The organism is Phaeobacter sp. JH20_26, assembly GCF_048056275.1.
GTDB lineage: Bacteria > Pseudomonadota > Alphaproteobacteria > Rhodobacterales > Rhodobacteraceae > Phaeobacter > Phaeobacter bryozoorum.
In genome coordinates this window covers 808972-829729 of the sequence record NZ_JAYMWL010000013.1, presented here as the reverse complement: position 1 = coordinate 829729, position 20758 = coordinate 808972, and the positions used below count along the sequence as shown (strand labels likewise).

Here is a 20758-nt window from a genome sequence, read left to right as displayed (position 1 = left end):
TCAGGCTCCCCCAGTCAGGGCGTCAGCCCTTGGTTTGGGGTTTGAAATGCTTTGATAGCTTCAGCCCCTGACCCTGATAGTTTGATGCGATATCAACGCCATAGAGCTGTTCGGGGACTTCCGACATCTTCTCGTAGACCAGCCGCCCCACGACCTGCCCGTGCTCCAGCACAAAGGGCGCATCATGGCAGCGCACTTCCAGAACGCCACGCGATCCGGCCCCGCCAGCGGCAGCATAGCCAAAACCGGGATCAAAGAAGCCCGCGTAATGCACCCGGAATTCGCCCACCATCGCCAGATAGGGCGCCATTTCGGCAGCATAATCCGGCGGGATGGCAATCGCCTCGCGGCTCACCAGAATGTAGAACGCACCGGGATCCAGAATGATCTGCCCCTTGGTGGTGCGGACCTCTTCCCAGTACTCCGCCGGATCGTAATGGCCGAGCTTTGACAGATCGACCACACCGGTGTGATGTTTGGCGCGGTATCCCACCAGATCGCCCCGCTCAGGCCGAAGATCGACGGAGAAGCCCAGACCGTCGGAGATCACCGGTGTTCCCGACACAATCGGCGTCGCCTCATGCACTGCGCGCAGCTCCGCATCACTGAGGAATGTGCGCCCCTGACGAAAGATGATTTGCGTCAGCAGCTGCCCCGGCTGCACCACCACAGAGAAACTCTGCGGGCAGATTTCCGCATAAAGCGGCCCGTCATAGCCATCGGTGACCCGGTCGAACTCAACCCCCTGATCGGTGATCACCCGCGTCATCACATCCAGCCGCCCGATGGAGGATTTGGCGCTCGCGGCGGCTGTCATTCCCTCGGGCAGACGGATCCGCTCCATCAGCGGCACCACATAGACGCAGCCTTTTTCCAGCACCGCACCACCGGTCAGCGCCACCCGGTGCATGGTCAGATCCTCCAGCCGGTCGGCGACCGTGCGCCCCAGACCGGGCAGAAAGGAGGCCCGCACCCGATAGGCACAATCGCTCAGCCGCAGATCAAGGCTCGCTGGTTGGATCTGGTCATTCAGGATCGGAGAAGAAGCGGAAATCGCAGCCTCGGTGATCATCTGGCGGATTTGGCGATCCGACAGCACGCCCTGTGCCGCTCCGCTCACGAGCCGTGGTTCTGATGTCATCCCGATCCTCCCAACGCTTTATTATCAATACCTTGCACGAAAGGCAGATACAAAAACACCCACCCCAAAGAGGGGCGGGCGTTTTTTAGCCCCTTGCGAGGCGGGGTATTTTGGTCGGGCTAGCAGGACTCGAACCTGCGACCTTCCGTCCCCCAGACGGACGCGCTACCAGGCTGCGCTATAGCCCGTTGCGCTGGTTTCTACCCGTTTTTCCGGCAGGGGCAAGCGAAAAAACCAGATTATTTCGCCGCCTCCGCAAGATTAATGTGACGCGACCCTAGGCAGCGCCCCGATGCGCCCGCAATGCCTCGGCACAGGCGCGGGCCTGTCCGACATGATCCGCAGGCAGCTGCGCAATCCCCGCAAGCCGCGACAGCGCGCCGGAGGTCTGCGCAGCGCGCGGCTCCGCCTCATCGGGGATATCAATCACCAGCGGTCGAAGCTCCGGCGCCGCAGCCTCGGCGGGATCGTCGGCGGAAGGGGTGTCAGCGGCAGATGTATCAGCGGCGGGCAGGTCCGCTTCGGCCACATCGGCTGCGGGGAGATCGGGTTCGACAAATTCCTGCCCTGCCGGGGCGGAAACCGGCGCGGCAGGCTCTGCCGGTTCATCCAGCGCCGGCGCCGTCTCCGTGACCTCTGCGACCTCGGTAACCTCTGCCATCGCCTCCTGGTCCGGCGTTGCCGCATCCACAGGCTCTGCGAGCGGCGCGGTCTGCACCAGCTCTTCAGGCTCTGCCAATTCGGTTGCCGCGCCCAGTTCGACAGGGGCGGTCAATTCGCTCGGCGGGCTCAGCTCGCCCGTGGCAGCCAGATCGGAGCCACCCGCGGGCATCGCAGCCGCATCCTCGTCATGTGGCTCAGGCACGATAGGCTCAACCGCGCCTTCGGTCACTTCGGATACCGGGTCAGCGGTGGCCAGTTCCGTGGCCTCCGCTTCGGGATGCTCCGGCGCGGCAGCCGCAAATCCTGCGTCCTCAAGTCCCGCAAGGTCAGGTTCCGGCAGGTCAGGTTCCGGCAGCGCGGCATCCTCCTGCACCGGCGTGGTCAACAGATCCTCATCAACCGCAGGCGCAGCCAAGACCGGATCGCTGACAATGCTCGCGTCCAGCTGCGGATCCTTCAGGGCAACTGGAGCCGCAACGTCAACCTTGGCCGCAACCTCAGCCAGATCTGGCAGCTCTTCCGGCCCCGCCTCCAGTGCTGCCACAGCCTCAAGCTCCGCACGATCGGCAACCGGGTCAGGCATATCCAGCACGTCAGCCGGAGGCGCGGCAGCGTCCGGCGTCTCCGCCGCATCGGCAAAGGCCAGCGGCACATCCTCGGGCGAGGGGGCCTCATTGTCGTCGGGCAGATGATCACCCGCTGCGTCGGTCAGCAGATCGCTGCCCGCCAGTTCGCCCGCCATCAGATCGCCATCTGCCAGCGCGTCATCTGACACATCGCCACCAGCGAAAAAGTCGGTTGTCGCTACCGGCTCGGCAGCCTCCTGTGTGACATCGGCCTCAGGATCGGCCAGCGGCTGCACTGTGACCTCTGGCACGGCCTCCGCCGCAGGCACGTCCGGTGGCATATCGCCAAGCGCGGGATCGCTGTCCAGCGCCTCAACCACGGGTGCCGGGCTGTCGCCCTGATCAAACACCACGGGATCTTGCGTATCCGTCTCGGCGGGGGGCTCGGCCATCGGCGCGTCAGAGTCGGCAGCAAATACATCCGCGCCAGCACCGGCAGGGGCCTCGGCCTCATCGGCGGCAGGCGCCATTGCCATGGAAACCGGCGTTTCCACCTCGGGCGAGGCAAGCTCCTCATCCCCCCAAGGAGAGAGATTCGGCGCCTCGGCCTCGATTGATGCGTCTTCCGCAGTCTCTTCCACGACCTCCGGGATGAGCTCAGGCTCAGGCTCGACCTCAGGCTCAGGTGCGAGGAGCGGCGCTGGCTCAGTCTCGGCTATCAGCTCCACCGGCGCGACAGTTGTCACCGGCTCGCCCGATTCTGCCATCAGCGCGGCGCTGTCAGACATGGCGCTATCAGACATGGCGCTGTCAGGCGCATATGGCGCAGGCGCGGCACTGTCACCTGCGCCCGCATCTGTGTCCAGAGCCATGGCAACCGGGCTGTCCGCTGGACCCTCAACCGGACTCGCAACCGGCATCTCGATTGTCGCCTCCAGCGCCGGATCCGCTGACGGTTCGGCAAGCCTGTTCCCTTCCGCCGCCACCGGCGGGAGCGCCGCAGCCTCGGCGACCTCCACGGTGCCGGGGTCTTGCGCCTCCGGCGTCTCCGGCCAGAGCTGCGCCTGCTCCTGCTCCGGCGCATCCGCCGCAGCCTCGACAGGCGCATCCAGCAGCGCATCCTCTTCCTCACCAAGCGGCAGGCCCGGTTGGGTCAGCTCCGCTGCAACATCGGATGGCGCCGCCGGGGGCAGGTCTGCGATCGCGTCGGCGGTATCCGCCGGCACGGAAACGTCGGGTGCCTGCGGCATGGCCGCGTCCATCATCGGCGGGAGGTCATCCGCAGGACCATCTGCCTGTGGCGCGCTCTCGGGGGCGTCGGCCATGACATGCAGATCGCTGGTGGGTTCGGCGGCGGCAGGGATGGCGGTTTCGCTGACCGGTGCGGCAGGCGGGTGGACCGAACCGGTCTGCGCGACAGCCGCGTCAATCGGATCCATCGGCGCCATGGCAGGCTCCGTCGCAAGCGGCGCTGTCGGAGCGGGTGCAGCTGCGGCGGGTGGAACATCTGCCAGTGGGGCCATTGATGCCGCGCCCTGAGGCTGCACTGGCGTCAGGGGGGCAGCGCCGGTTTCGGGCTGCGCCGGGACAGGGCCAGCATCGGAAGGCTGCGCCACGGCGGCGGCGTCGAAGGCGGCAGCCTCAACCGGACCGGCATCCACCGGTGAGGTTGCTGCGGATCCGACCACTGGCGCGGGCGGGCCACCTGCGGTGGGCGCTGCGGGCATTACGGGCGCAACAGGCGCGGCGGAGGCAGGGGCCATTGGTGCAGCGGCAGGAGCGGTCGCAGCGGCGGCGACAGGCGCGGTGACAGGCGCGGTGACATGCGCAGTGGCGGGCACGTCCGTAGCAGGCATCTCAACAGCGGGGGCGGCTGCCGCCTCTGGCGTCTGCGCGGTTGCAGGCTCTGGCGCGGGCGCCTCGGCGTCGGAGAAAAGATCACCCCCGGACGGCTCCGCGCTGGCGGGTTCCTCCTGCGCCTCTGCGACCGTGGCCTCAATTGTGTCCGCCTCGACCGCGTCCGCCTCAACTGTGTCGGCATCTATCGGGGCGCCACCGCCCATCGCGGCGACATGGACCGGGCCATGTTCGCGCAACAGCGCCTGCACATCCTTGATGGACAGCCCCTTGTCGTGCAGCAAGTACTTGATGCTGCTGATCAATTCCACATCGGCAGGACGATAGTACCGGCGTCCGCCTGCGCGTTTGACCGGTTTGATCTGGGTGAATTTGCTTTCCCAGAAACGCAAGACATGCGCCTGGATCCCCAGCCACTCCGCAACTTCGCTGATGGTGCGGAAGGCGTCTGGTGATTTTGACATCGCGTGGTGTGTCCCGTGGTTACTGACCGTTATTTACGGTTCCCGTCTGCCACCCGGTCCTTCATCAGATGCGATGGTCGAAAGGTCAAAACCCGGCGAGGCTGAATGGGCACCTCTTCGCCGGTCTTCGGGTTGCGGCCAACGCGGGCGGATTTATCGCGCACGCTGAATGTCCCGAAGGAAGAAATTTTGACCTGTTCCCCACGGACCAGGGCGTCAGACATATGCTGAAGCATGCTTTCCACCAGCTGCGCGCTTTCGTTGCGCGACAGGCCAACCTCGCGGAAGACCGCTTCACTCAAATCCATTCGTGTTAGTGTTTTTTCGCCCATGACTATCCCCGCTGTTTGGCAAAGCATAGGGCGGGGGGAATTTCCCTGTCAATATCAATGAATTGCATCGCGGAGTTCCGCCCGTAAAATCGCGCCGCTTCTCGGGCTGGCTTTGCCGCTTACCAGCGCAGGACAACCGATCCCCAGGCCAGACCGCCGCCGATGGCTTCGGTGACGACCAGATCGCCCTGTTTGATCTGGCCGCGTTCCTTGCCCACTGACAGCGCCAGCGGGATCGAGGCGGCCGAGGTATTGCCGTGGTCTTGCACGGTGACCACCACCTTTTCCATCGGCAGGCCCATCTTCTTGGCGGTGCCCTGGATGATGCGGATATTGGCCTGATGGGGCACGATCCAATCGACATCGGCGGCGGTCAGGCCGGCGCGCTCCAGCGCGGTATTGGCAGTGGAGGCCAGTTTCTCGACCGCATGGCGGAACACCTGATTGCCCTGCATCCGCAGATGGCCGGTGTTCTGGGTGGAAACGCCGCCGTCCACATAAAGCAGATCCTTGTAGCGGCCGTCGGAATTGAGGTCGGTGGCCAGAATACCACGGTCGGCACTGGTGCCTGCGCCGTCCTGCGCCTCCAGAACCAGCGCACCGGCACCATCGCCGAACAGCACACAGGTGGAGCGGTCGCTCCAGTCCATGATCTTGCTGAAGGTCTCGGCCCCGATCACCAGCACCTTCTCGGCCTGCCCGGAGGCCACCAGCGCATTGGCGTTGCTCAGCGCATAGACAAACCCGGCGCAGACCGCCTGCACGTCAAAGGCAAAGCCACGGGTCATGCCCAGCTGGGCCTGCACCATGGTGGCGGCAGAGGGGAAGGTGAGATCGGCGGTCGATGTGGCCACCACGATGGCGTCGATATCATCCGCGGTCAGCCCGGCATCACCCAGCGCCTTTTCGGCGGCCTTGGTGGCCATGAAGGAGGTGGTCTCGCCGTCGGCGGCGAAATGGCGGCGCTCAATCCCGGAGCGGCTGCGAATCCATTCGTCCGACGTATCCAGCGTGGCTTCGAATTCCGCGTTCTCGACCACGCGTTCAGGGAGATAATGCCCGGTCCCGACAATTACTGCGCGTCGCGTCATTCTGATGCCTGCCTTTTAGTCTTTTTTGGTGGGCGCCTGGTCGGTTTTGGTCTCGTCCATTTGCGCTGGTTTATCTTGGGTAAGCGCCACAGAGGATGCAACCCGTGCGGCGAGTTTTTCTGCAAACCCCTGCTGGGCAAGACGGAAGGCCAGCTTCACCGCCGCCGAGACACCGGTGGCATCCGCGCCACCATGGGATTTCACCACGGTGCCATTGAGACCAAGGAAAACACCGCCATTGACCCGGCGCGGGTCCATGCGCTTGGACAGCCGCTTGAGCGAGGTCATCGCCAGCAACGCCGCAATCCTAGACAGGAACGAATATTCAAAGGCTTCCCGCAGGGCGACACGCATCAGGCTGGCAGTGCCCTCGCCGGTCTTAATCGCGACATTGCCGGTGAACCCGTCGGTGACGATCACATCGGCGACATCGCCGGGGATATCGCTGCCCTCGACAAAACCGACGAAGTCAAACCCCCCGGTTTCGGAATGATCCGAGATCAGCCCATAGGCTTCTTTCAGGTCGGCATGTCCCTTGTGCTCTTCGGTGCCGACATTCAGCAGGCCCACGCGGGGGCGGGGAATGTCCATCGAATTGCGCACATAAGAGGTGCCCATCATGGCGTATTGCAGCAGATCCTGCGCGTCGGCGCGCACATCGGCGCCAACATCGAGCATCACGTTGAAGCCCTGCGGATTGCGCGACGGCCAGAGAATCGCAATGGCCGGGCGATTCACACCGGGCAGCTTGCGCAGCCGCAGCATCGACAGCGCCATCAGCGCGCCGGTATTGCCGCAGGAGACCGCACCGGCGGCTTCACCCTCCTTGACCGACTCCAGCGTCGACCACATCGACGTGCCCTTGCCGTGGCGCATCACCTGAGAGGGCTTGTCCTCCATGGTGACCACATCGCGGGCATCGCGGAATTCCACCCGGCCGTCGAGAATACGCTTCTTGGCGACCAGCGGCTTCAGCTGTTCTTCGGGACCATGCAGGATGAACCCCAGATCGGGGTTCTTTTCGGCGGACATGGCAATGCCGGCCACCACAACTGCGGGGCCGGCATCTCCGCCCATGGCGTCAACCGAAATAACTATGCGGCTGGCATTCTTCTGCATCTGATCGGGTTTACCCGCCATGAAAATGCCTGCCTGACATTAAGTCTGGTGCAGACGCGGCTTAGGCCGCGTCTTCGTCCATGTCGATCTCGTCAGCGGCTGCGACGATTTCTTTCTCGTCGTAGTGGCCGCAGGAGGGGCATACGTGGTGCGGACGCTTCAGTTCGCCACAGTTGCCGCATTCGTTCGGGTTTGCAGCAACCAGTGCATCGTGCGCGCGGCGGTTGTTGCGACGCGACTTGGATACTTTGTTCTGTTGGACAGCCATGTCTCAACCTTTGTCACTTGGGGCCTTGGGGCTGTCCCCGCGGCGCGTTTCACATTCAATGTTTCGATCGGTCTGCCGTGCGTTTAGGCCTCAGCCTTGCCGATGTCCAACCAAAATTCCGATGAGCGCGCGAAAATACTGCGAATTGACGCTGGCGCAAGTGGTTTTTTGGCCGGTCAGCGCATGAACACCAATCGGAATCGTCTGGCCGCTCTCTTTTCAGTCTTCGCGGCTGCCGTCAAGCTGATCACGCAGCGCGGCCAGCCCGGCAAAGGGCTTTGTGTCCTCGTCGCGCATCGGGGCAACACCCGGTTCGGCGTGCACTGATTCTCCGAGCGAGACGCCGTCTTTACGGGGGTATTGCGGCAGCGCCAGCGCCAGCGCTTCGACCATCACCTCATGCGGGGAGATATGGCTGCCCAGCGGTTCGCTGGTGTCATCCTCGGGCATCTCCACCTCTTCCTCGCTGTCGGGATGCACCATCCCGGCGATAAAGCTGCGGCGCACCTTCTGATCAATGCGGGTGGTCACCGGATCCAGTGTCACCACGCAGGGCTGCACCACGGTGGCGCCCAGATCCGCAACCAGTTCCCAGTCACGTTTGCCCAGAGCGCGGATCTCTCCGGCAAAGCGCAGTTTGCGCAGATCGTCGACGCCCAGCTCCTGCGCGAGGGCGGTCAGACCAGCGGCGTCGGGGCGCAGTTCGAACGAGGTTGCGCGGTTTTGCGGCAGGTCAGCGACCCGAAAAGCGGTGCTCTCAGACATTTGGGGGACTTTCGTTTCTTGAACCGGAGGCTTGGTTTAGGTAATCCGGTTCAAAGGCGTATTCAAGCCGGGGGGCAAGAGAGTAGCATGGCATCCAAACGTATGAGGTCGCTGAAGGCGGCGACAAGGGTCACGGTTCTCTTGGTAGCGGGGCTCGCGGTTGGCGCCTGTTCCATGTACCGCAAGCACGGATATGTCCCCAGCGAAGAGCTGCTGTCAGAGGTGGTTGTCGGCGTTGATACCAAGGACAGCGTTGCTGAAACCATTGGGGTTCCGGCGGCTGAGGGCGTGCTGACCGATGGCGGCTACTACTATGTTTCCACCCTGATGCGCCGCCGCGGACCCTCGGCCAGCAAGCCGGTCTCGCGGGAGCTGGTTGCGATCAATTTCAACGATCAGGGCGTGGTCACGGGGATCGAACGCTACGGTCTGGAGCAGGGCCGGGTGATTCCCCTGCAACGCCGCGTGACCAGCTCTAACGTGCAGGACAAGACCTTCCTGCGCCAGCTGCTGGGCAGCCTCGGCAACTTTGGTCCCGGTGGGCTGATCGAATGATGCGGCGGGTCTGATCGGCCTGCATATCTAATTCTGAGAAAGCCATCCCGATCCGGAGTGGCTTTCGTCGTTTGGCTGATACGTGATCCATGCTAGGCAGGCCTCAGGCTGCGGTGCCTGTGGTCGCTGGAAGAGCTGCGTTGCGTGATCTGTTGCCCCTTGTGAAGATGTCCCCTGCAAGGGTCGCGCCGCGGCCGCTGCTGTGTCGTGGCCGCTATCGGGTCCGGCTGATTGATGGCGCCGGGCAGGTGGCCGGTGATGGCGGCGATCTGCAACGGGCGCGGGCGCTGCGAAGCCTGTGTTTCGGCCATAGCAAGCTCGACGCAGAACCGTTGGACCTGCGCTGCCAGCATATGCTGATCGAGGATCAGGCCAGCGGTGTTCTGGTCTGTTGTTTTCGCCTGCTGCTGCTGCCAGATGGCGCATATATCGCCCAGAGTTATTCCGCGCAAAGATATGATCTGAATATGTTTTCCGCCCGTCGTGGCCCGTTGCTGGAGCTGGGAAGGTTCTGCATCCATCCCGATTGGCAGGATGCCGATATCCTGCGGCTTGCCTGGGGGGCGCTGACAGCGTTTGTCGATGATCACGGGGTCGAGCTGCTGTTTGGCTGCTCGTCCTTTCAGGGTGTTGATCCGGCGCCCTATGGGCAGGCCCTTGCCCTGCTGCTGGCCCGTCATCAGGCACCGACCGGGCAGGGGGTGGGGGTGCGGGCGGCGCAGGTGCTGCCCCTTGCGGCACTGGATCTGCCGCCCGTGGATGGCAAGGCGGCGCAGCAGCAGATGCCGCCCCTGTTGCGCACCTATCTGATGATGGGCGGCTGGGTCAGCGACCATGCGGTGATCGACCGCGAGCTTGGCACGCTGCATCTCTTTACGGCGGTGGAAATCGCCACCATTCCCGCAGCGCGCAAACGTCTGCTGCGCGCCATTGTCACCGGCGTTGACCATCCGGTGCGCTGACAGCCGTTGACCTGCCCCGCGCCCCGGTTTAGCAGCCTCACATGGCACGTATTCCTCTTTTACAGATGTCCGGTATCTCCCTCACCTTTGGGGGCGATCCGGTGTTCGCGGATCTTGATCTGGTGGTGCAACCCGGCGACCGGGTGGCGCTGGTCGGGCGCAATGGCTCCGGCAAATCCACCCTGATGAAGGTGATGGCCGGTCTGGTCGAGGCCGACACCGGCTCGCTGGTGGTGCCGCCGGGCAAATCCGTCGGCTATATGGAGCAGGACCCGCAGATGACCGGGTTTGCCACGCTGGGCGATTTTGCCAGTTCCGAACTGGATCCGGGCGAGATGTACAAGGTGGAGCGGGCAGGCGAGGGGCTGAAGTTTGATCCCGCCCGCCCTGTGGCGACGGCCTCCGGCGGTGAAAAACGCCGCGCGGCGCTGGCCAAGCTGATGGCCGAGGCACCCGATCTGATGCTCTTGGACGAGCCGACCAACCATCTGGATATCGAGGCGATCACCTGGCTTGAGAATGAGCTGAAATCGACCCGCGCCGCCTTTGTGCTGATTTCGCACGACCGGGCGTTTCTGCGTGCCCTGACCCGCGCGACGCTTTGGGTGGACCGGGGGCAGGTGCGCCGTCAGGAGAAGGGGTTTGATGCCTTTGAGGCCTGGCGCGACAAGATCTGGGAAGAAGAAGACCAGCAGAGGCATAAGCTGAACCGGCTGATCAAATCCGAAAGCCGTTGGGCGGTGGAGGGGATTTCCGCCCGCCGGAAACGCAATATGGGCCGGGTGCGCGCGCTTCAGGACCTGAAATCTGAGCGGTCCAGCCAGATCAAACGTCAGGGCACGGCTGAGCTGGCGCTGGACGCGGGCCCGAAATCGGGCCGCAAGGTGATCGAGGCCGAAGGGCTGACGAAATCCTACGGTGACAAGGCAATTGTGCGGGACTTCTCGCTGAAGGTGCAGCGCGGCGATCGCGTTGCCTTTGTCGGGCCGAATGGGGCAGGTAAGACCACGCTCCTGAAGATGCTGCTGGGGCTGGAACAGCCTGATGAAGGCCATGTGCAGATGGGCACCAATCTGGAGCTGGCGCTGTTTGATCAGACCCGTGATCAGCTGGACGGCGATGCCAGTCTCTGGGAAAACCTGACCTCGGATCCGCTTCTGGGGATTTCTGGCAAGGCGGATCAGGTGATGGTCCGGGGGCAGCCGAAACATGTGGTCGGCTACCTGAAGGAATTTCTGTTCGACGAGGCGCAGGCCCGCGCGCCGGTGCGGTCCCTGTCCGGCGGCGAGAAGGCGCGTCTCTTGCTGGCGCGGCTGATGGCGCGGCAGAGCAACCTGCTGGTGCTGGACGAACCGACCAATGATCTGGATGTCGAGACGCTCGACCTGTTGCAGGAACTCCTGGACAGCTACGATGGCACGGTTCTGCTGGTGAGCCACGACCGGGATTTTCTGGACCGCGTGGCCACCACCACCATCGCCATGGAAGGCGGCGGGCGCGCCACGGCCTATGCGGGGGGCTGGAGCGATTACCTCTCGCAGCGTGCCCCGGTCGAAGGTGCGGCGGAGAAGGCGGAGAAAGCCAAGGCGAGCAAGCCGAAACCCAAGCAGGAAGCCCAGCCCAAGGATGGTCTGAGCTTTAAGGAAAAACACCGGCTGGAGGCGCTGCCCGGAGAGATCGAGCGGCTGGAGGCGGAGATCGCCAAATTGCAGCAGCTGATGGCTGATCCCGAGCTGTTCACCCGCGAACCGGTGAAGTTCCAGAAGGCCACCGATGCGCTGGTGGAGCGGCAGGAGAAACTCTCTGCCGCTGAGGAGGAATGGCTGGAGCTGGAAGAGAAATCCGCAGGCTGAAGCCCCTCTGATTTTTCGGTAAGCAGGGCTGACCCAATGTTTCGCACGCGAAACATTGGGTCAAAGACGCTGCCGTAGTCTTTTGTAAAATATAAATTTTTCCTGATTGAAGCCTAAGGCGGCGCGCGGCTGCTGCGCAACGGGTGCGAGTTTTGACCCTGCGGATGCTAGCGATGAAGCGCCCGCGCCGGATTGCCGACCACTATCACCCCGGCCTCCACATCTCGTGTCACCACCGCGCCGGCACCGACGATGGCGCCATCGCCGATGCTGACGCCGGGCAGGATGATCGCGCCGCCACCGATCCAGACATCGCACCCCAGCGTGACCGGATGGGCGATTTCCAACCCCTTGGCGCGCAAGGCTTTATCCTTATGGTGCTGGGCGCAGAAGATCTGCACATTCGGCCCCAGCATGGAGCGGTCCCCAATACACACCGGCGCGGTATCAAGGATGGTGCAGCCCGCGTTCAGATAGACCTGATGCCCGAGGGTGATATTGACCCCGTAGGCGCAGTGAAACGGCGCCTCGATCAGGCAATTCTGCCCATGACCGGCAAAGAGGGCTGCCAGCGACGGGCTGAGGCTGTCGCCGGGGTCAGGGGGGCGGTGATTGTGTTGATGCACCGCCAGACGGGCCTGATGACGCAACGCGGAGAGTTCGCTGTCTAGGCAACAGTACCAGTCGCCCGCCTGCATCTTTTGTCGTTCGGATCTGCTCATGCCGGATCCGTTCCGGGCGCGGAGGGTGCGATGGTATTGACGTAATCATCCATCAGATCCGCCAGCTCCTTTGCCGTTGTGGGGAAGCGGGCATAGCTGTGAGCGGCCGGAACCGTCGCCCAGGGCTGTTTGTCCTCGGTCATGACTTCGACATAGGGGGTGAACCAAGTCAGATCATTCAGCAAAGAGGCGCGCAGGTTCACCCGTTCTGGTGCCGCCTTCAGGCGGGAGAGGACAAAGCTGAGGCAGGTCGGGCAGTAATAATGCTTGCGCTCTTCGCTGTGTTTTCCACCCTGCACCAGCTCTCCCGTGACGGTGACCGCCTCTGCCGGAAACATGACGGTCAGGGAATAGGCGCTGGCGGCAAGTTTCTGACAATCGCGGCAGTGGCAGGCCAGCGTCAGCAGGGGGGAGGCGGTGACATGCAGCTGGACAGCACCGCAGAGACAGGCGCCGGTCAGCGGCAGGTTGGGCTGGGTCATGGGTCTGCTCCCCCTCGGCAAGGTTGTGCGACAGGCTAGCGGAGAACCGGGAGGCTGTCGCTGATCAATTCCGTATTGCGCGGAGAGGGGAGAGGGGGTGTCTCAAGGGGTGGTCTGCCCCTTGAGGTCTTGGTTTCGATGCGGGCAACCGAGAGCGCCTCAGCGCATCCGCAGCGCGCCGTCGAGGCGGATCACCTCGCCGTTGAGATAGCCCATCTCGACGATGAACCCGGCCAGACGGCCATATTCGGCAGGGTCGCCAAGCCGGGCCGGGTTGGGCACATCGGCGGCGAGCTGCTGCTGCACCTCTTCCGGCAGGCCCGCCAGCATCGGGGTCATGAAGATGCCCGGCGCGATGGTCATCACCCGCACGCCAGAGGACGCGAGATCACGGGCCATCGGCAGGCACATGCCCACAACGCCGCCTTTGGAGGCGGCATAGGCAGCCTGGCCTTTTTGGCCGTCAAAGGCCGCGATTGACGCGGTGTTGATAATGACACCCCGGCCGCCGTCTGCCTCAGCCTCGCATTTGGCGATTTCCACCGCAGCGAGCCGGGCGACGTTGAAGGTGCCGACAAGGTTGATGTCGATGGTGCGCTGATAGGCATCCAGAGGGTGCGCGCCATCGCGGCCCACGGTCTTGATGCCAAGGGCGATGCCTGCGCAGTTCACACAGACGTTGATCTTGCCCATCTTCTCGCTGGCAAGCGCCATGGCGGCGGCAACCGACTCTTCGCTGGTGACATCGGTCTGGGCAAAATGCCCGCCGATTTCGGAGGCTACGGCAGCGCCGCGTTCGGCGTCACGATCCAGGAGCGTGACCTGGGCGCCTTGGGCGGCAAAATGACGGGCGGTGGCCTCACCAAGGCCAGAGGCGCCGCCGGTGATGACGGCGGCGGTTTGCGACAGTTTCATGAGCAGGGCTCCTCCCGGGGGTCTATGCTATCGGGTTCATATCTGAACGTGTGTTCAGATAATCACGTCCCCCTAGCAGTGTCCAGAGAGCCCGGGGTTCATCAGCCGTTTGTCGAGCGCGGCGAGCGGACGCAGCAGGCGACCCAGCGGCGGCCAATAGGCCCAGGTGCCACCCAGCTGGTGCAGCCGTGCGCCGGTGCCCAGTTTGAAGCGGGCCAGACCGGCGGCGTTTTCGGTGTTGATCACGCCAAGGTCGAGCTGTTCATAGCCGCGTTTGGCAAGCCAGGACATCGCCTCCCACATCAGCAGGTTATGGGCGGACAGCGCCTTGCCGCGATCGGTGGTATGGCCGATGTGATAGGTGGCGCCACGCCCATGGCAGAGCACCAGCACGGCGGCGACGATCTCCTTGCCGTCATGGGCTTCGAAAATCTTGGCCATCCCCTTGTTCTCGCGGGCATAGGCCAGGGTCAGATCCACCGGCCAGTTGCGATAGCCGCGGCTGGATTGCTGCGCGGCATCGGCAGCAAAGATCCAATGCGCCGGGGTCTGGGGCAGGGATTGGCGGGTGATGCGCAGCCCCTGCTGTTCGCCATGGACCAACCGGTTGCGCCATTTCTGGTGCAGCGCCGCGCGGCGCTGATCCGGGTCACCGGTGAGGTCGAGCAAACCGACATGCGCCGGGCTGACCAGCGCCACCGCGCCGTGGCGGGCGAGGGCGGGGGTCGGCGTTTCTGGCGACAGGATGACGGGCGTGCGGCGCAGGCCGTTTTCCTGCAATTGTTCCAGCAGTCGCAACGGCTTGTCGATGCGGGCGCGGTTGACCATGGCCACGTTGATGCGGCCCCAGAGCTTGCGGCGCATGACGACGGTGCCTTTCATCTGGTTCAGCACCAGAGGGTCCTTGCCCGTCGCCTGAAGCGCGCGGGCAAATTCCGCCGATTGCGGTAGGGCAGAGATGGTTTCGTCGCGGAGAATGGGGCGGGGCATGACATCTGCTGGTGTGAAATCGAACATGGCGCCATTAACCGCAGCGAAACCTAAATGATGGTTAATGAAGATATGAAAAATGCGAATAAAATTCGAAATCATTCCGCACCGGCTCCGCGGGTCACCAAAGCTGCGGCTCTTCTGGTGGCTCTGGCGCTGTCGCTGCCGGTTGGGCTGGTGCTGATGCTGCTGGATCTCTGGGTGCTGTGAAGCCTTTTGTTTTAGCCCGGGATCCGAGGGCCGGGTTGTGGCAGCAGCTCCGGTGCACGGCGGTGATGCCCTGTCGTGATGCGCTGCCGCGCCGCGCCTTCGCGCGGCGCCCCGCCCAACGGGAACACCCCATCCGGGATGGGGGATGACGGGCGGGAGCCTTTTGCGGAGGTTCCCGCAACGCCTCGGCCCTGGGCTGGCAATGGCGCTGCGGCTGGTCTGATCTTCGGGATCGAAAAAGGGGCCACAGCGGCCCCCTTTTTTTGATTGCTGTCGGTTGGTCCGGCCCGTCGGCTGCACCGCGGGGCGATTACCCCTCCAGCTGCACCAGCGCGTGGCGTTTTTTACCGGCGGAGAGTTTGATCGGCGAGGCCAGAGCGGCGGCGTCGATCATCAGCCCTGCATCGGTCAGCGGCGCGTCGTCGATCTTGGCCCCGTTCTCGGCGATCAGGCGCTTGGCGTCCTTGCCCGATTTGGCCAGCCCGGATTTCACGATCAGCTGCACGATGGAGATGCCATCGCCCAGATCTGCGGCAGTCAGGCTGAGCGTGGGCAGGTCGTCGCCAATGCCGCCTTTCTCGAACACTTCGCGGGCGGTGGCCTCGGCGGCGGCGGCGGCCTCGGCACCGTGCAGCAGGGTGGTCACCTCATTGGCGAGGATCACCTTGGCGGCGTTGATCTCCGACCCTTCCAGTGCACCCAGGCGGTTGCATTCGTCCACCGGCAGCTCGGTATAGAGCTTGAGGAAGCGGCCCACATCGGCGTCGGTGGTGTTGCGCCAGAACTGCCAGAACTCATAAGGCGAGAGCAGATCGCCATTGAGCCAGATCGCGCCATTCTGCGATTTGCCCATCTTCTTGCCGTCGGAGGTGGTCAAGAGCGGCGATGTGAGACCGTAGATTTCATGGTCCAGCACCCGGCGGGTGAGGTCGATGCCGTTGACGATATTGCCCCATTGATCGGAGCCACCCATCTGCAACACGCAGCCGTAGCGGCGGTTCAGCTCCAAAAAGTCATAGGCCTGCAAAATCATGTAGTTGAATTCGAGGAAGGACAGCGACTGTTCGCGGTCGAGACGCGATTTCACGCTCTCAAACGACAGCATCCGGTTCACCGAGAAATGGCGGCCGATATCGCGCAGGAAAGTGAGGTAGTTCAGATCATCCAGCCATTCGGCGTTGTTCAGCATCATGGCGGCGTTACCCGCGCCGCTGTCATAGTCGATATAGGCGGCAAACACCTTCTTGATGCCGGCGATATTGGAATCGATCTGCTCATCCGTCAGCAGCGGGCGTTCATCAGCGCGGAAAGAGGGATCGCCCACCTTGGTGGTGCCGCCGCCCATCAGGGTGATCGGTTTATGGCCGGTTTTCTGGAACCAGCGCAGCATCATGATCTGGATCAGCGAGCCCACATGCAGCGAGGTCGCGGTGGCGTCAAAGCCGATATAGGCGGATTGGCCGGGGGTCATCAGCGCCTCGTCCAGGCCCTGGTAATCGGTGCAGTCGGCCAGATAGCCACGTTCCATCATAACTGCGATGAAGTCCGATTTTGGGTGGTAGGTCATGATGTGCCTCGGCTTTCTAAATTGCGCGCTGCTGTATAAAACGCAAATTGCCGGGGGGAAAGCAGTGTGAACGGCTTTGCGCAAGAAATTCGCTGCTGTATCCTTGGCGCAAACCGGCGCGGCGCGCCCAATATCACAGCAGGCACCATCAGCATGACCAGATCCCCCTCCTCGGCCCGTTCTGTGGCGATCCCCAAGACCGGCGTTCTGCGCGCCCTTGGCACCATGAGCGGCACCTCGCTGGACGGGGTGGATGCGGCCATTGTCGAGACCGATGGCGTGGTGATCCACGGCTTTGGCGCCAGTGCCTATCGCGCCTATGAGCCGGTGGAACGGGCGCAGCTGGCGGCCGCACTGGGACAGTGGCAGGGGCCACAGGTGGACGCCGCCGCTGAGATCGTGACCCGCGCCCATGCGGCGCTGCTGGCGCAGGTTCTGGCTGAGGATGCAGCGACGGGACCGGTTGATGTCATCGGGTTTCACGGTCAGACGCTGGCCCATGCGCCGCGCGTGCAGGGCACCCTGCAGGTGGGCGATGGTGCGGCGCTGGCGGCTGAGCTTGACACCCCGGTGGTCTGGGATTTTCGCAGCGACGATGTGCGGCTGGGCGGGGAGGGCGCGCCGCTGGCGCCGTTCTTTCATTTTGCCTGCGCCAAATACCTGAAGCGGGACAAACCCCTGTGTTTCCTGAACCTCGGTGGCGTGGGCAATCTGACCTATGTCGATCCGCGCTGTGACGCGGCTGAGGATCCCGGCGCTCTTTTGGCGTTTGACACCGGCCCTGCCAATGCGCCGATCAATGATCTGGTGCAGGCGCGCTGTGGGCAGATGATGGACGAAGGCGGCGCGATTGCCCGTGGCGGCGCGGTGGAGACCGGGGCGCTGGAGCTGTTTCTGGCGGAGCCCTATTTTGCCCGGATGCCGCCGAAATCGCTGGATCGCAATGATTTTTCCGAGATGATCACGCTGGTCTCCGAATTGAGCGACCGCGATGCGACGGCGACGCTGACCGGCATGTGCGCCGCTGCTGTTGCACAGGGGATGGAGCATTGCCCGGAGCCGCCGGAGGTGGTGTTGGTCACTGGCGGCGGGCGCCACAACCCGGTGCTGATGGAGATGCTGCGGGTGTCGCTGGACTGCCCGGTTCAGCCGATCGAGACGGTGGGGCTGGATGGCGACATGCTGGAGGCGCAGGCCTTTGCGCATCTGGCGGTACGGGTTGCGCGCGGGCTGCCGACCTCCTGTCCCGGCACAACCGGTGTCAGCGCCTGCGTTGGCGGCGGTGTGGTGAGTGTGCCGGGGCGCGAGGACTGAGGTCTGGCGGCCGGGAAACTTGGAGGTTTCCTGGCAAATCCCATCGACGAAATCTGGGGTCAGGCGCGCGGGATATCGAAGCCGGGGTCGGCGAGGGTGAAGCCCTCGAACCGGAACCCCGGTGAGACGGTGCAGCTGACCAGCGTATAGTCGCCGGTGGTGCGGGCGGCCTGCCAGTGGCCTTCGGGGACGATCAGCTGCGGTTCTCCGGTGGTCAGGTCCGGGGTCAGCAGGTGATCGTGGGCGGGGCCGTCATCGCTGGCTGACAGCGACAGCACCAGCGGCGCGCCAGCGTGATAAAGCCAGATCTCGGTGGCATCGACACGGTGCCAGTGGCTGCTCTCACCCGCCTTCAGCAGGAAATAGATGCAGGTGCCGGTTGCGCGGTCATCGTGGCTGGCTGTGGTTTCGGCGATCCATGTCTGGCGGTAATAGCCGCCTTCGGGGTGGGGCTGGAGGTTCAGCCGGGCGATGATCTCATCGGCGGTCATGTCAGTGCTCCGTTTTGTCTGTTGGCTCTGGCAATTTGGCATTTGCCGCATATGTTTGGGCCATGACATTGCACATCCCTTTTGACAATACATATGCCGCGTTGCCGCCGCTGTTCTATAGCAAACAGGCTCCCGTGCCGGTGAAGGCGCCAGAGCTGATCGCCTACAATGGTGCACTTGGCGCGGAGCTGGGCATCCGGGCGGGTGACAGGGCCGAGCTGGCCGATATTTTTGCGGGCAACCGTGTGCCCGATGGCGCCGATCCGCTGGCGCAGCTCTATGCCGGGCATCAGTTCGGTAATTACAATCCGCAACTCGGCGATGGGCGCGCGATCCTGCTGGGCGAGGCTGTTGGTGTTGATGGCGAGCGCCGCGATATCCAGCTGAAGGGATCCGGGCGCACGCCCTATTCGCGGGGCGGTGACGGGCGGGCCTGGCTGGGGCCGGTCCTGCGCGAATATGTGGTGAGCGAGGCGATGCACGCGCTTGGTATTCCGACGACGCGCGCGCTGGCGGCGGTTGCGACCGGTGAGCTGGTCTGGCGCGAACAGGGCGGTTTGCCCGGCGCGGTGCTGACACGGGTGGCCGCGAGCCATCTGCGGGTCGGGAGCTTTCAGATTTTTGCTGCGCGGGGCGAGCAGGCGGCGCTGCGGCAGCTCACGGATTACGCGATCCAGCGCCATTATCCTGAGGCGAAGGGGCCGATGGGGCTGCTGCGGGCGGTGCGGGATCGGCAGTCGGAGCTGATCGCGGCCTGGATGTCGGTAGGCTTTATCCACGGGGTGATGAATACCGATAACTCGTCCATTTCCGGCGAGACGATTGACTATGGTCCCTGCGCCTTTTTGGATGTCTATCACCCCAGCACTGTGTTCAGTTCGATCGACCGGATGGGGCGTTATGCCTATTCCAACCAGCCTGATATTGCGGTCTGGAATCTGGCGCAGCTGGCCACCGCGCTGATCCAGCAGGCGGAGGATCCGCAGGCGCTGGTTGAGGAGGCGACCGAGATCGTTCATGCGATGCCCGCCCGGACCGAGGCCGCCTGGCTGCGGCGCTTTGGCGCCAAGATCGGCATTGCCGAGGCAACGCCTGACGATATGGCGCTGATCACCGACCTGATGCAGCGCATGGCGGCGGGGCAGGCGGATTTCACCAATACCTTCCGGGCCTTGGGCGATGCTGTTGCGCCGGACACCGGCAAGGTGCGCGATGAGTTTCTGGAGCCGGAGGCGTTTGACGGCTGGGCAATGGACTGGCGCCCGCGTCTGGCGCAGGAGGCCGATCCGGCGGCGGTGATGGCGGCAGCGAACCCGGTCTATATCCCGCGCAACCACCGGATCGAGGCGATGATCAGTGCCGCCGTTGCGGGCGATTTTGCCCCGTTCGAGCGGCTCAATACCGTGCTGGCGGATCCCTATACCGTGCAGGCAGGGGCCGAGGATCTGCGTCGCCCGCCGGCTGCGAGCGAGGTGGTGAAGGCGACCTTCTGCGGCACCTGAACCTATTTGCGATTGATCAGCAGGATGCCGACCGCGACCAGCACCAGTGCGGCCCAGACCTGCGGCAGGATCACCTCGTCCAGCAGCAGCCAGCCGAGAATGGCCGCGATCACGGGCGACAGGAAGCTGAAGGAGGCAACGGCATTGGCGCGGTAGAGGCTGATCAGCCAGAGCCACAGCAGATAGCCGAGGCTGGCGATGGCGATGGCCTGAAACAGCACGCCGGAGATATGCAGCGCCGTGGGGTCGCGCAGCAGCGGTCCAAACAGCGGCGAGATCGCCAGCAGCACCAGCGCCGATGTGGCCAGCTGATAGGTGAGCTGGCGGATCGGCGGCACATGGGCCAGTGGCGACAGCCGCGCGCAGAGGGCGATCCCGGCCCAGGCCAGCGTCGCCGCAAGCGCGAGAATATCGCCCAGCAGCGAGGCATCGCCGCTGCCCCGGTGCAACACGGCCAGCACCACGCCGCCCATGGCCAGGATCAGTCCCAACATGCGCAGGCTGTTGAGCCGCTCGCCGGGCAGGAGCAGATGGCCGGCCAGGGCCAGCCAGACCGGCATCGAGTTGAAGATGATCGTGACCCGCGACACCGAGGAGAGATCAAGTGCGATATAGAGGCAGACAAATTCGGCCGTGAACAACAGCCCGGACACCAGCCCCCAGAAATGGACAGAGCGGCTCCAATGCGCCGACGTCTGGGCAGGGGCAGGAGTGCTGGCGCGCTTCAGCTGGCCGCGAAAGGCGAGCCATGTCAGCAGGACCGCCAGCCCGATGAGAGAGCGCAGGCCCGCCTGAAACACCGGGCCGAACCCGCCGTTGGAGACCTTGATCACCACCTGATTAAAGCCCATCAGCCCGCTGAAGCCGATCAGCATTGCGGCCCCGATGCCGTCCATTGCGCGTTTCTCACTCATGCCGCCAGAGGAGGT

Annotated in this window: 20 protein-coding genes and 1 tRNA gene; 6 read left to right on the top strand and 15 right to left on the bottom strand. The window is 64.0% G+C overall.

Features of this window, described 5'->3' with window-relative positions:
* Positions 1-22: 22 nt before the first annotated feature.
* The 8 genes from VWY60_RS09790 to VWY60_RS09755 form a co-directional block, all read right to left on the bottom strand.
* Positions 23-1141, bottom strand: coding sequence for a 2'-deoxycytidine 5'-triphosphate deaminase (locus tag VWY60_RS09790; protein ID WP_340545187.1), 1119 nt, complete (start codon positions 1139-1141; stop codon positions 23-25).
* A 111-nt stretch (positions 1142-1252) separates the two neighbouring features.
* Positions 1253-1329, bottom strand: a tRNA-Pro gene (locus tag VWY60_RS09785).
* Positions 1330-1418: 89 nt separating this feature from the next.
* A complete protein-coding gene (locus VWY60_RS09780) occupies positions 1419-4691 on the bottom strand; it encodes a MerR family transcriptional regulator (protein ID WP_416540366.1) in 3273 nt (1090 codons plus the stop codon).
* A gap of 29 nt (positions 4692-4720) precedes the next feature.
* Complete coding sequence (gene ihfA / locus VWY60_RS09775) at positions 4721-5023, bottom strand: integration host factor subunit alpha (RefSeq protein WP_008207184.1); 303 nt, start codon at positions 5021-5023, stop codon at positions 4721-4723.
* A 119-nt stretch (positions 5024-5142) separates the two neighbouring features.
* Positions 5143-6114 carry a beta-ketoacyl-ACP synthase III gene (locus VWY60_RS09770; protein ID WP_416535889.1) on the bottom strand — a complete coding sequence of 324 codons (972 nt, stop codon included), beginning with the start codon at positions 6112-6114 and terminating at the stop codon, positions 5143-5145.
* A gap of 15 nt (positions 6115-6129) precedes the next feature.
* Positions 6130-7254: a phosphate acyltransferase PlsX gene (plsX, locus tag VWY60_RS09765; protein WP_416540365.1), complete on the bottom strand. Its 1125-nt coding sequence runs from the start codon at positions 7252-7254 to the stop codon at positions 6130-6132.
* A gap of 40 nt (positions 7255-7294) precedes the next feature.
* On the bottom strand, positions 7295-7501 hold the full coding sequence (gene rpmF, locus VWY60_RS09760) for a 50S ribosomal protein L32 (protein ID WP_014874239.1): 207 nt from the start codon (positions 7499-7501) through the stop codon (positions 7295-7297).
* Positions 7502-7720: 219 nt separating this feature from the next.
* The gene (locus tag VWY60_RS09755) at positions 7721-8266 is read right to left on the bottom strand and encodes a YceD family protein (protein ID WP_340545191.1); all 546 of its coding nucleotides are present in this window, start codon (positions 8264-8266) and stop codon (positions 7721-7723) included.
* An 87-nt stretch (positions 8267-8353) separates the two neighbouring features.
* Between VWY60_RS09755 and VWY60_RS09750 the strand changes: the two genes are divergently transcribed.
* The 3 genes from VWY60_RS09750 to VWY60_RS09740 all read left to right on the top strand — a co-directional run bounded on the left by VWY60_RS09750 (position 8354) and on the right by VWY60_RS09740 (position 11636).
* Positions 8354-8821 carry an outer membrane protein assembly factor BamE gene (locus VWY60_RS09750; RefSeq protein ID WP_340545192.1) on the top strand — a complete coding sequence of 156 codons (468 nt, stop codon included), beginning with the start codon at positions 8354-8356 and terminating at the stop codon, positions 8819-8821.
* Positions 8822-8988: 167 nt separating this feature from the next.
* Complete coding sequence (locus VWY60_RS09745; RefSeq protein WP_416540794.1) at positions 8989-9783, top strand: GNAT family N-acetyltransferase; 795 nt, start codon at positions 8989-8991, stop codon at positions 9781-9783.
* A 65-nt stretch (positions 9784-9848) separates the two neighbouring features.
* Positions 9849-11636: an ABC-F family ATP-binding cassette domain-containing protein gene (locus tag VWY60_RS09740; protein WP_416540793.1), complete on the top strand. Its 1788-nt coding sequence runs from the start codon at positions 9849-9851 to the stop codon at positions 11634-11636.
* 167 nt (positions 11637-11803) lie between these two features.
* Here VWY60_RS09740 and VWY60_RS09735 read toward each other — a convergent pair whose 3' ends face one another.
* From VWY60_RS09735 to VWY60_RS09720, 4 genes are all read right to left on the bottom strand, one after another.
* Positions 11804-12358: a sugar O-acetyltransferase gene (locus VWY60_RS09735; RefSeq protein WP_416540364.1), complete on the bottom strand. Its 555-nt coding sequence runs from the start codon at positions 12356-12358 to the stop codon at positions 11804-11806.
* Complete coding sequence (locus VWY60_RS09730) at positions 12355-12840, bottom strand: GFA family protein (RefSeq protein ID WP_416540363.1); 486 nt, start codon at positions 12838-12840, stop codon at positions 12355-12357. Before VWY60_RS09730 ends, VWY60_RS09735 begins: the two co-directional genes overlap by 4 nt.
* A gap of 159 nt (positions 12841-12999) precedes the next feature.
* Positions 13000-13755 (bottom strand): SDR family NAD(P)-dependent oxidoreductase, encoded by a 756-nt coding sequence (locus VWY60_RS09725; RefSeq protein WP_340545196.1) that lies wholly within the window; start codon positions 13753-13755, stop codon positions 13000-13002.
* Between the two features lie 72 nt (positions 13756-13827).
* Positions 13828-14772 carry a GNAT family N-acetyltransferase gene (locus VWY60_RS09720; protein ID WP_340545197.1) on the bottom strand — a complete coding sequence of 315 codons (945 nt, stop codon included), beginning with the start codon at positions 14770-14772 and terminating at the stop codon, positions 13828-13830.
* A 45-nt stretch (positions 14773-14817) separates the two neighbouring features.
* Here VWY60_RS09720 and VWY60_RS09715 point away from each other — a divergent pair, with 45 nt between their 5' ends.
* Entirely contained in the window at positions 14818-14955 is a 138-nt protein-coding gene (locus tag VWY60_RS09715; protein ID WP_340545198.1) for a hypothetical protein, read from the top strand.
* Between the two features lie 310 nt (positions 14956-15265).
* Here the strand turns inward: VWY60_RS09715 and tyrS are convergent, their stop codons facing one another.
* A complete protein-coding gene (gene tyrS / locus VWY60_RS09710) occupies positions 15266-16522 on the bottom strand; it encodes a tyrosine--tRNA ligase (RefSeq protein WP_340545199.1) in 1257 nt (418 codons plus the stop codon).
* 153 nt (positions 16523-16675) lie between these two features.
* Here tyrS and VWY60_RS09705 point away from each other — a divergent pair, with 153 nt between their 5' ends.
* The gene (locus VWY60_RS09705; RefSeq protein ID WP_416540362.1) at positions 16676-17836 is read left to right on the top strand and encodes an anhydro-N-acetylmuramic acid kinase; all 1161 of its coding nucleotides are present in this window, start codon (positions 16676-16678) and stop codon (positions 17834-17836) included.
* A gap of 59 nt (positions 17837-17895) precedes the next feature.
* Here VWY60_RS09705 and VWY60_RS09700 read toward each other — a convergent pair whose 3' ends face one another.
* Positions 17896-18327, bottom strand: coding sequence for a cupin domain-containing protein (locus tag VWY60_RS09700; protein WP_340545201.1), 432 nt, complete (start codon positions 18325-18327; stop codon positions 17896-17898).
* 62 nt (positions 18328-18389) lie between these two features.
* Between VWY60_RS09700 and VWY60_RS09695 the strand changes: the two genes are divergently transcribed.
* Complete coding sequence (locus tag VWY60_RS09695) at positions 18390-19829, top strand: protein adenylyltransferase SelO (protein ID WP_416540361.1); 1440 nt, start codon at positions 18390-18392, stop codon at positions 19827-19829.
* A 2-nt stretch (positions 19830-19831) separates the two neighbouring features.
* On the opposite strand, the gene VWY60_RS09690 is transcribed toward VWY60_RS09695, so the two are convergent.
* Positions 19832-20725, bottom strand: coding sequence for a DMT family transporter (locus VWY60_RS09690; protein WP_416540360.1), 894 nt, complete (start codon positions 20723-20725; stop codon positions 19832-19834).
* Positions 20726-20758 lie beyond the last annotated feature (33 nt).

Bases quoted from the DNA above. Each gene is read 5' to 3' on its own strand.
- VWY60_RS09780 (WP_416540366.1), bottom strand. From the start codon at position 4,691: ATGTCAAAATCACCAGACGCCTTCCGCACCATCAGCGAAGTTGCGGAG.
- VWY60_RS09745 (WP_416540794.1), top strand. From the start codon at position 8,989: ATGTCCCCTGCAAGGGTCGCGCCGCGGCCGCTGCTGTGTCGTGGCCGC.
- VWY60_RS09705 (WP_416540362.1), top strand. From the start codon at position 16,676: ATGACCAGATCCCCCTCCTCGGCCCGTTCTGTGGCGATCCCCAAGACC.
- ihfA (WP_008207184.1), bottom strand. From the start codon at position 5,023: ATGGGCGAAAAAACACTAACACGAATGGATTTGAGTGAAGCGGTCTTC.
- VWY60_RS09725 (WP_340545196.1), bottom strand. From the start codon at position 13,755: ATGAAACTGTCGCAAACCGCCGCCGTCATCACCGGCGGCGCCTCTGGC.
- VWY60_RS09740 (WP_416540793.1), top strand. From the start codon at position 9,849: ATGTCCGGTATCTCCCTCACCTTTGGGGGCGATCCGGTGTTCGCGGAT.
- VWY60_RS09695 (WP_416540361.1), top strand. From the start codon at position 18,390: ATGACATTGCACATCCCTTTTGACAATACATATGCCGCGTTGCCGCCG.
- tyrS (WP_340545199.1), bottom strand. From the start codon at position 16,522: ATGACCTACCACCCAAAATCGGACTTCATCGCAGTTATGATGGAACGT.
- VWY60_RS09715 (WP_340545198.1), top strand. From the start codon at position 14,818: ATGAAAAATGCGAATAAAATTCGAAATCATTCCGCACCGGCTCCGCGG.
- VWY60_RS09735 (WP_416540364.1), bottom strand. From the start codon at position 12,358: ATGAGCAGATCCGAACGACAAAAGATGCAGGCGGGCGACTGGTACTGT.
- VWY60_RS09755 (WP_340545191.1), bottom strand. From the start codon at position 8,266: ATGTCTGAGAGCACCGCTTTTCGGGTCGCTGACCTGCCGCAAAACCGC.
- VWY60_RS09730 (WP_416540363.1), bottom strand. From the start codon at position 12,840: ATGACCCAGCCCAACCTGCCGCTGACCGGCGCCTGTCTCTGCGGTGCT.
- VWY60_RS09770 (WP_416535889.1), bottom strand. From the start codon at position 6,114: ATGACGCGACGCGCAGTAATTGTCGGGACCGGGCATTATCTCCCTGAA.
- VWY60_RS09690 (WP_416540360.1), bottom strand. From the start codon at position 20,725: ATGGACGGCATCGGGGCCGCAATGCTGATCGGCTTCAGCGGGCTGATG.
- plsX (WP_416540365.1), bottom strand. From the start codon at position 7,254: ATGGCGGGTAAACCCGATCAGATGCAGAAGAATGCCAGCCGCATAGTT.
- VWY60_RS09750 (WP_340545192.1), top strand. From the start codon at position 8,354: ATGGCATCCAAACGTATGAGGTCGCTGAAGGCGGCGACAAGGGTCACG.
- rpmF (WP_014874239.1), bottom strand. From the start codon at position 7,501: ATGGCTGTCCAACAGAACAAAGTATCCAAGTCGCGTCGCAACAACCGC.
- VWY60_RS09700 (WP_340545201.1), bottom strand. From the start codon at position 18,327: ATGACCGCCGATGAGATCATCGCCCGGCTGAACCTCCAGCCCCACCCC.
- VWY60_RS09790 (WP_340545187.1), bottom strand. From the start codon at position 1,141: ATGACATCAGAACCACGGCTCGTGAGCGGAGCGGCACAGGGCGTGCTG.
- VWY60_RS09720 (WP_340545197.1), bottom strand. From the start codon at position 14,772: ATGTTCGATTTCACACCAGCAGATGTCATGCCCCGCCCCATTCTCCGC.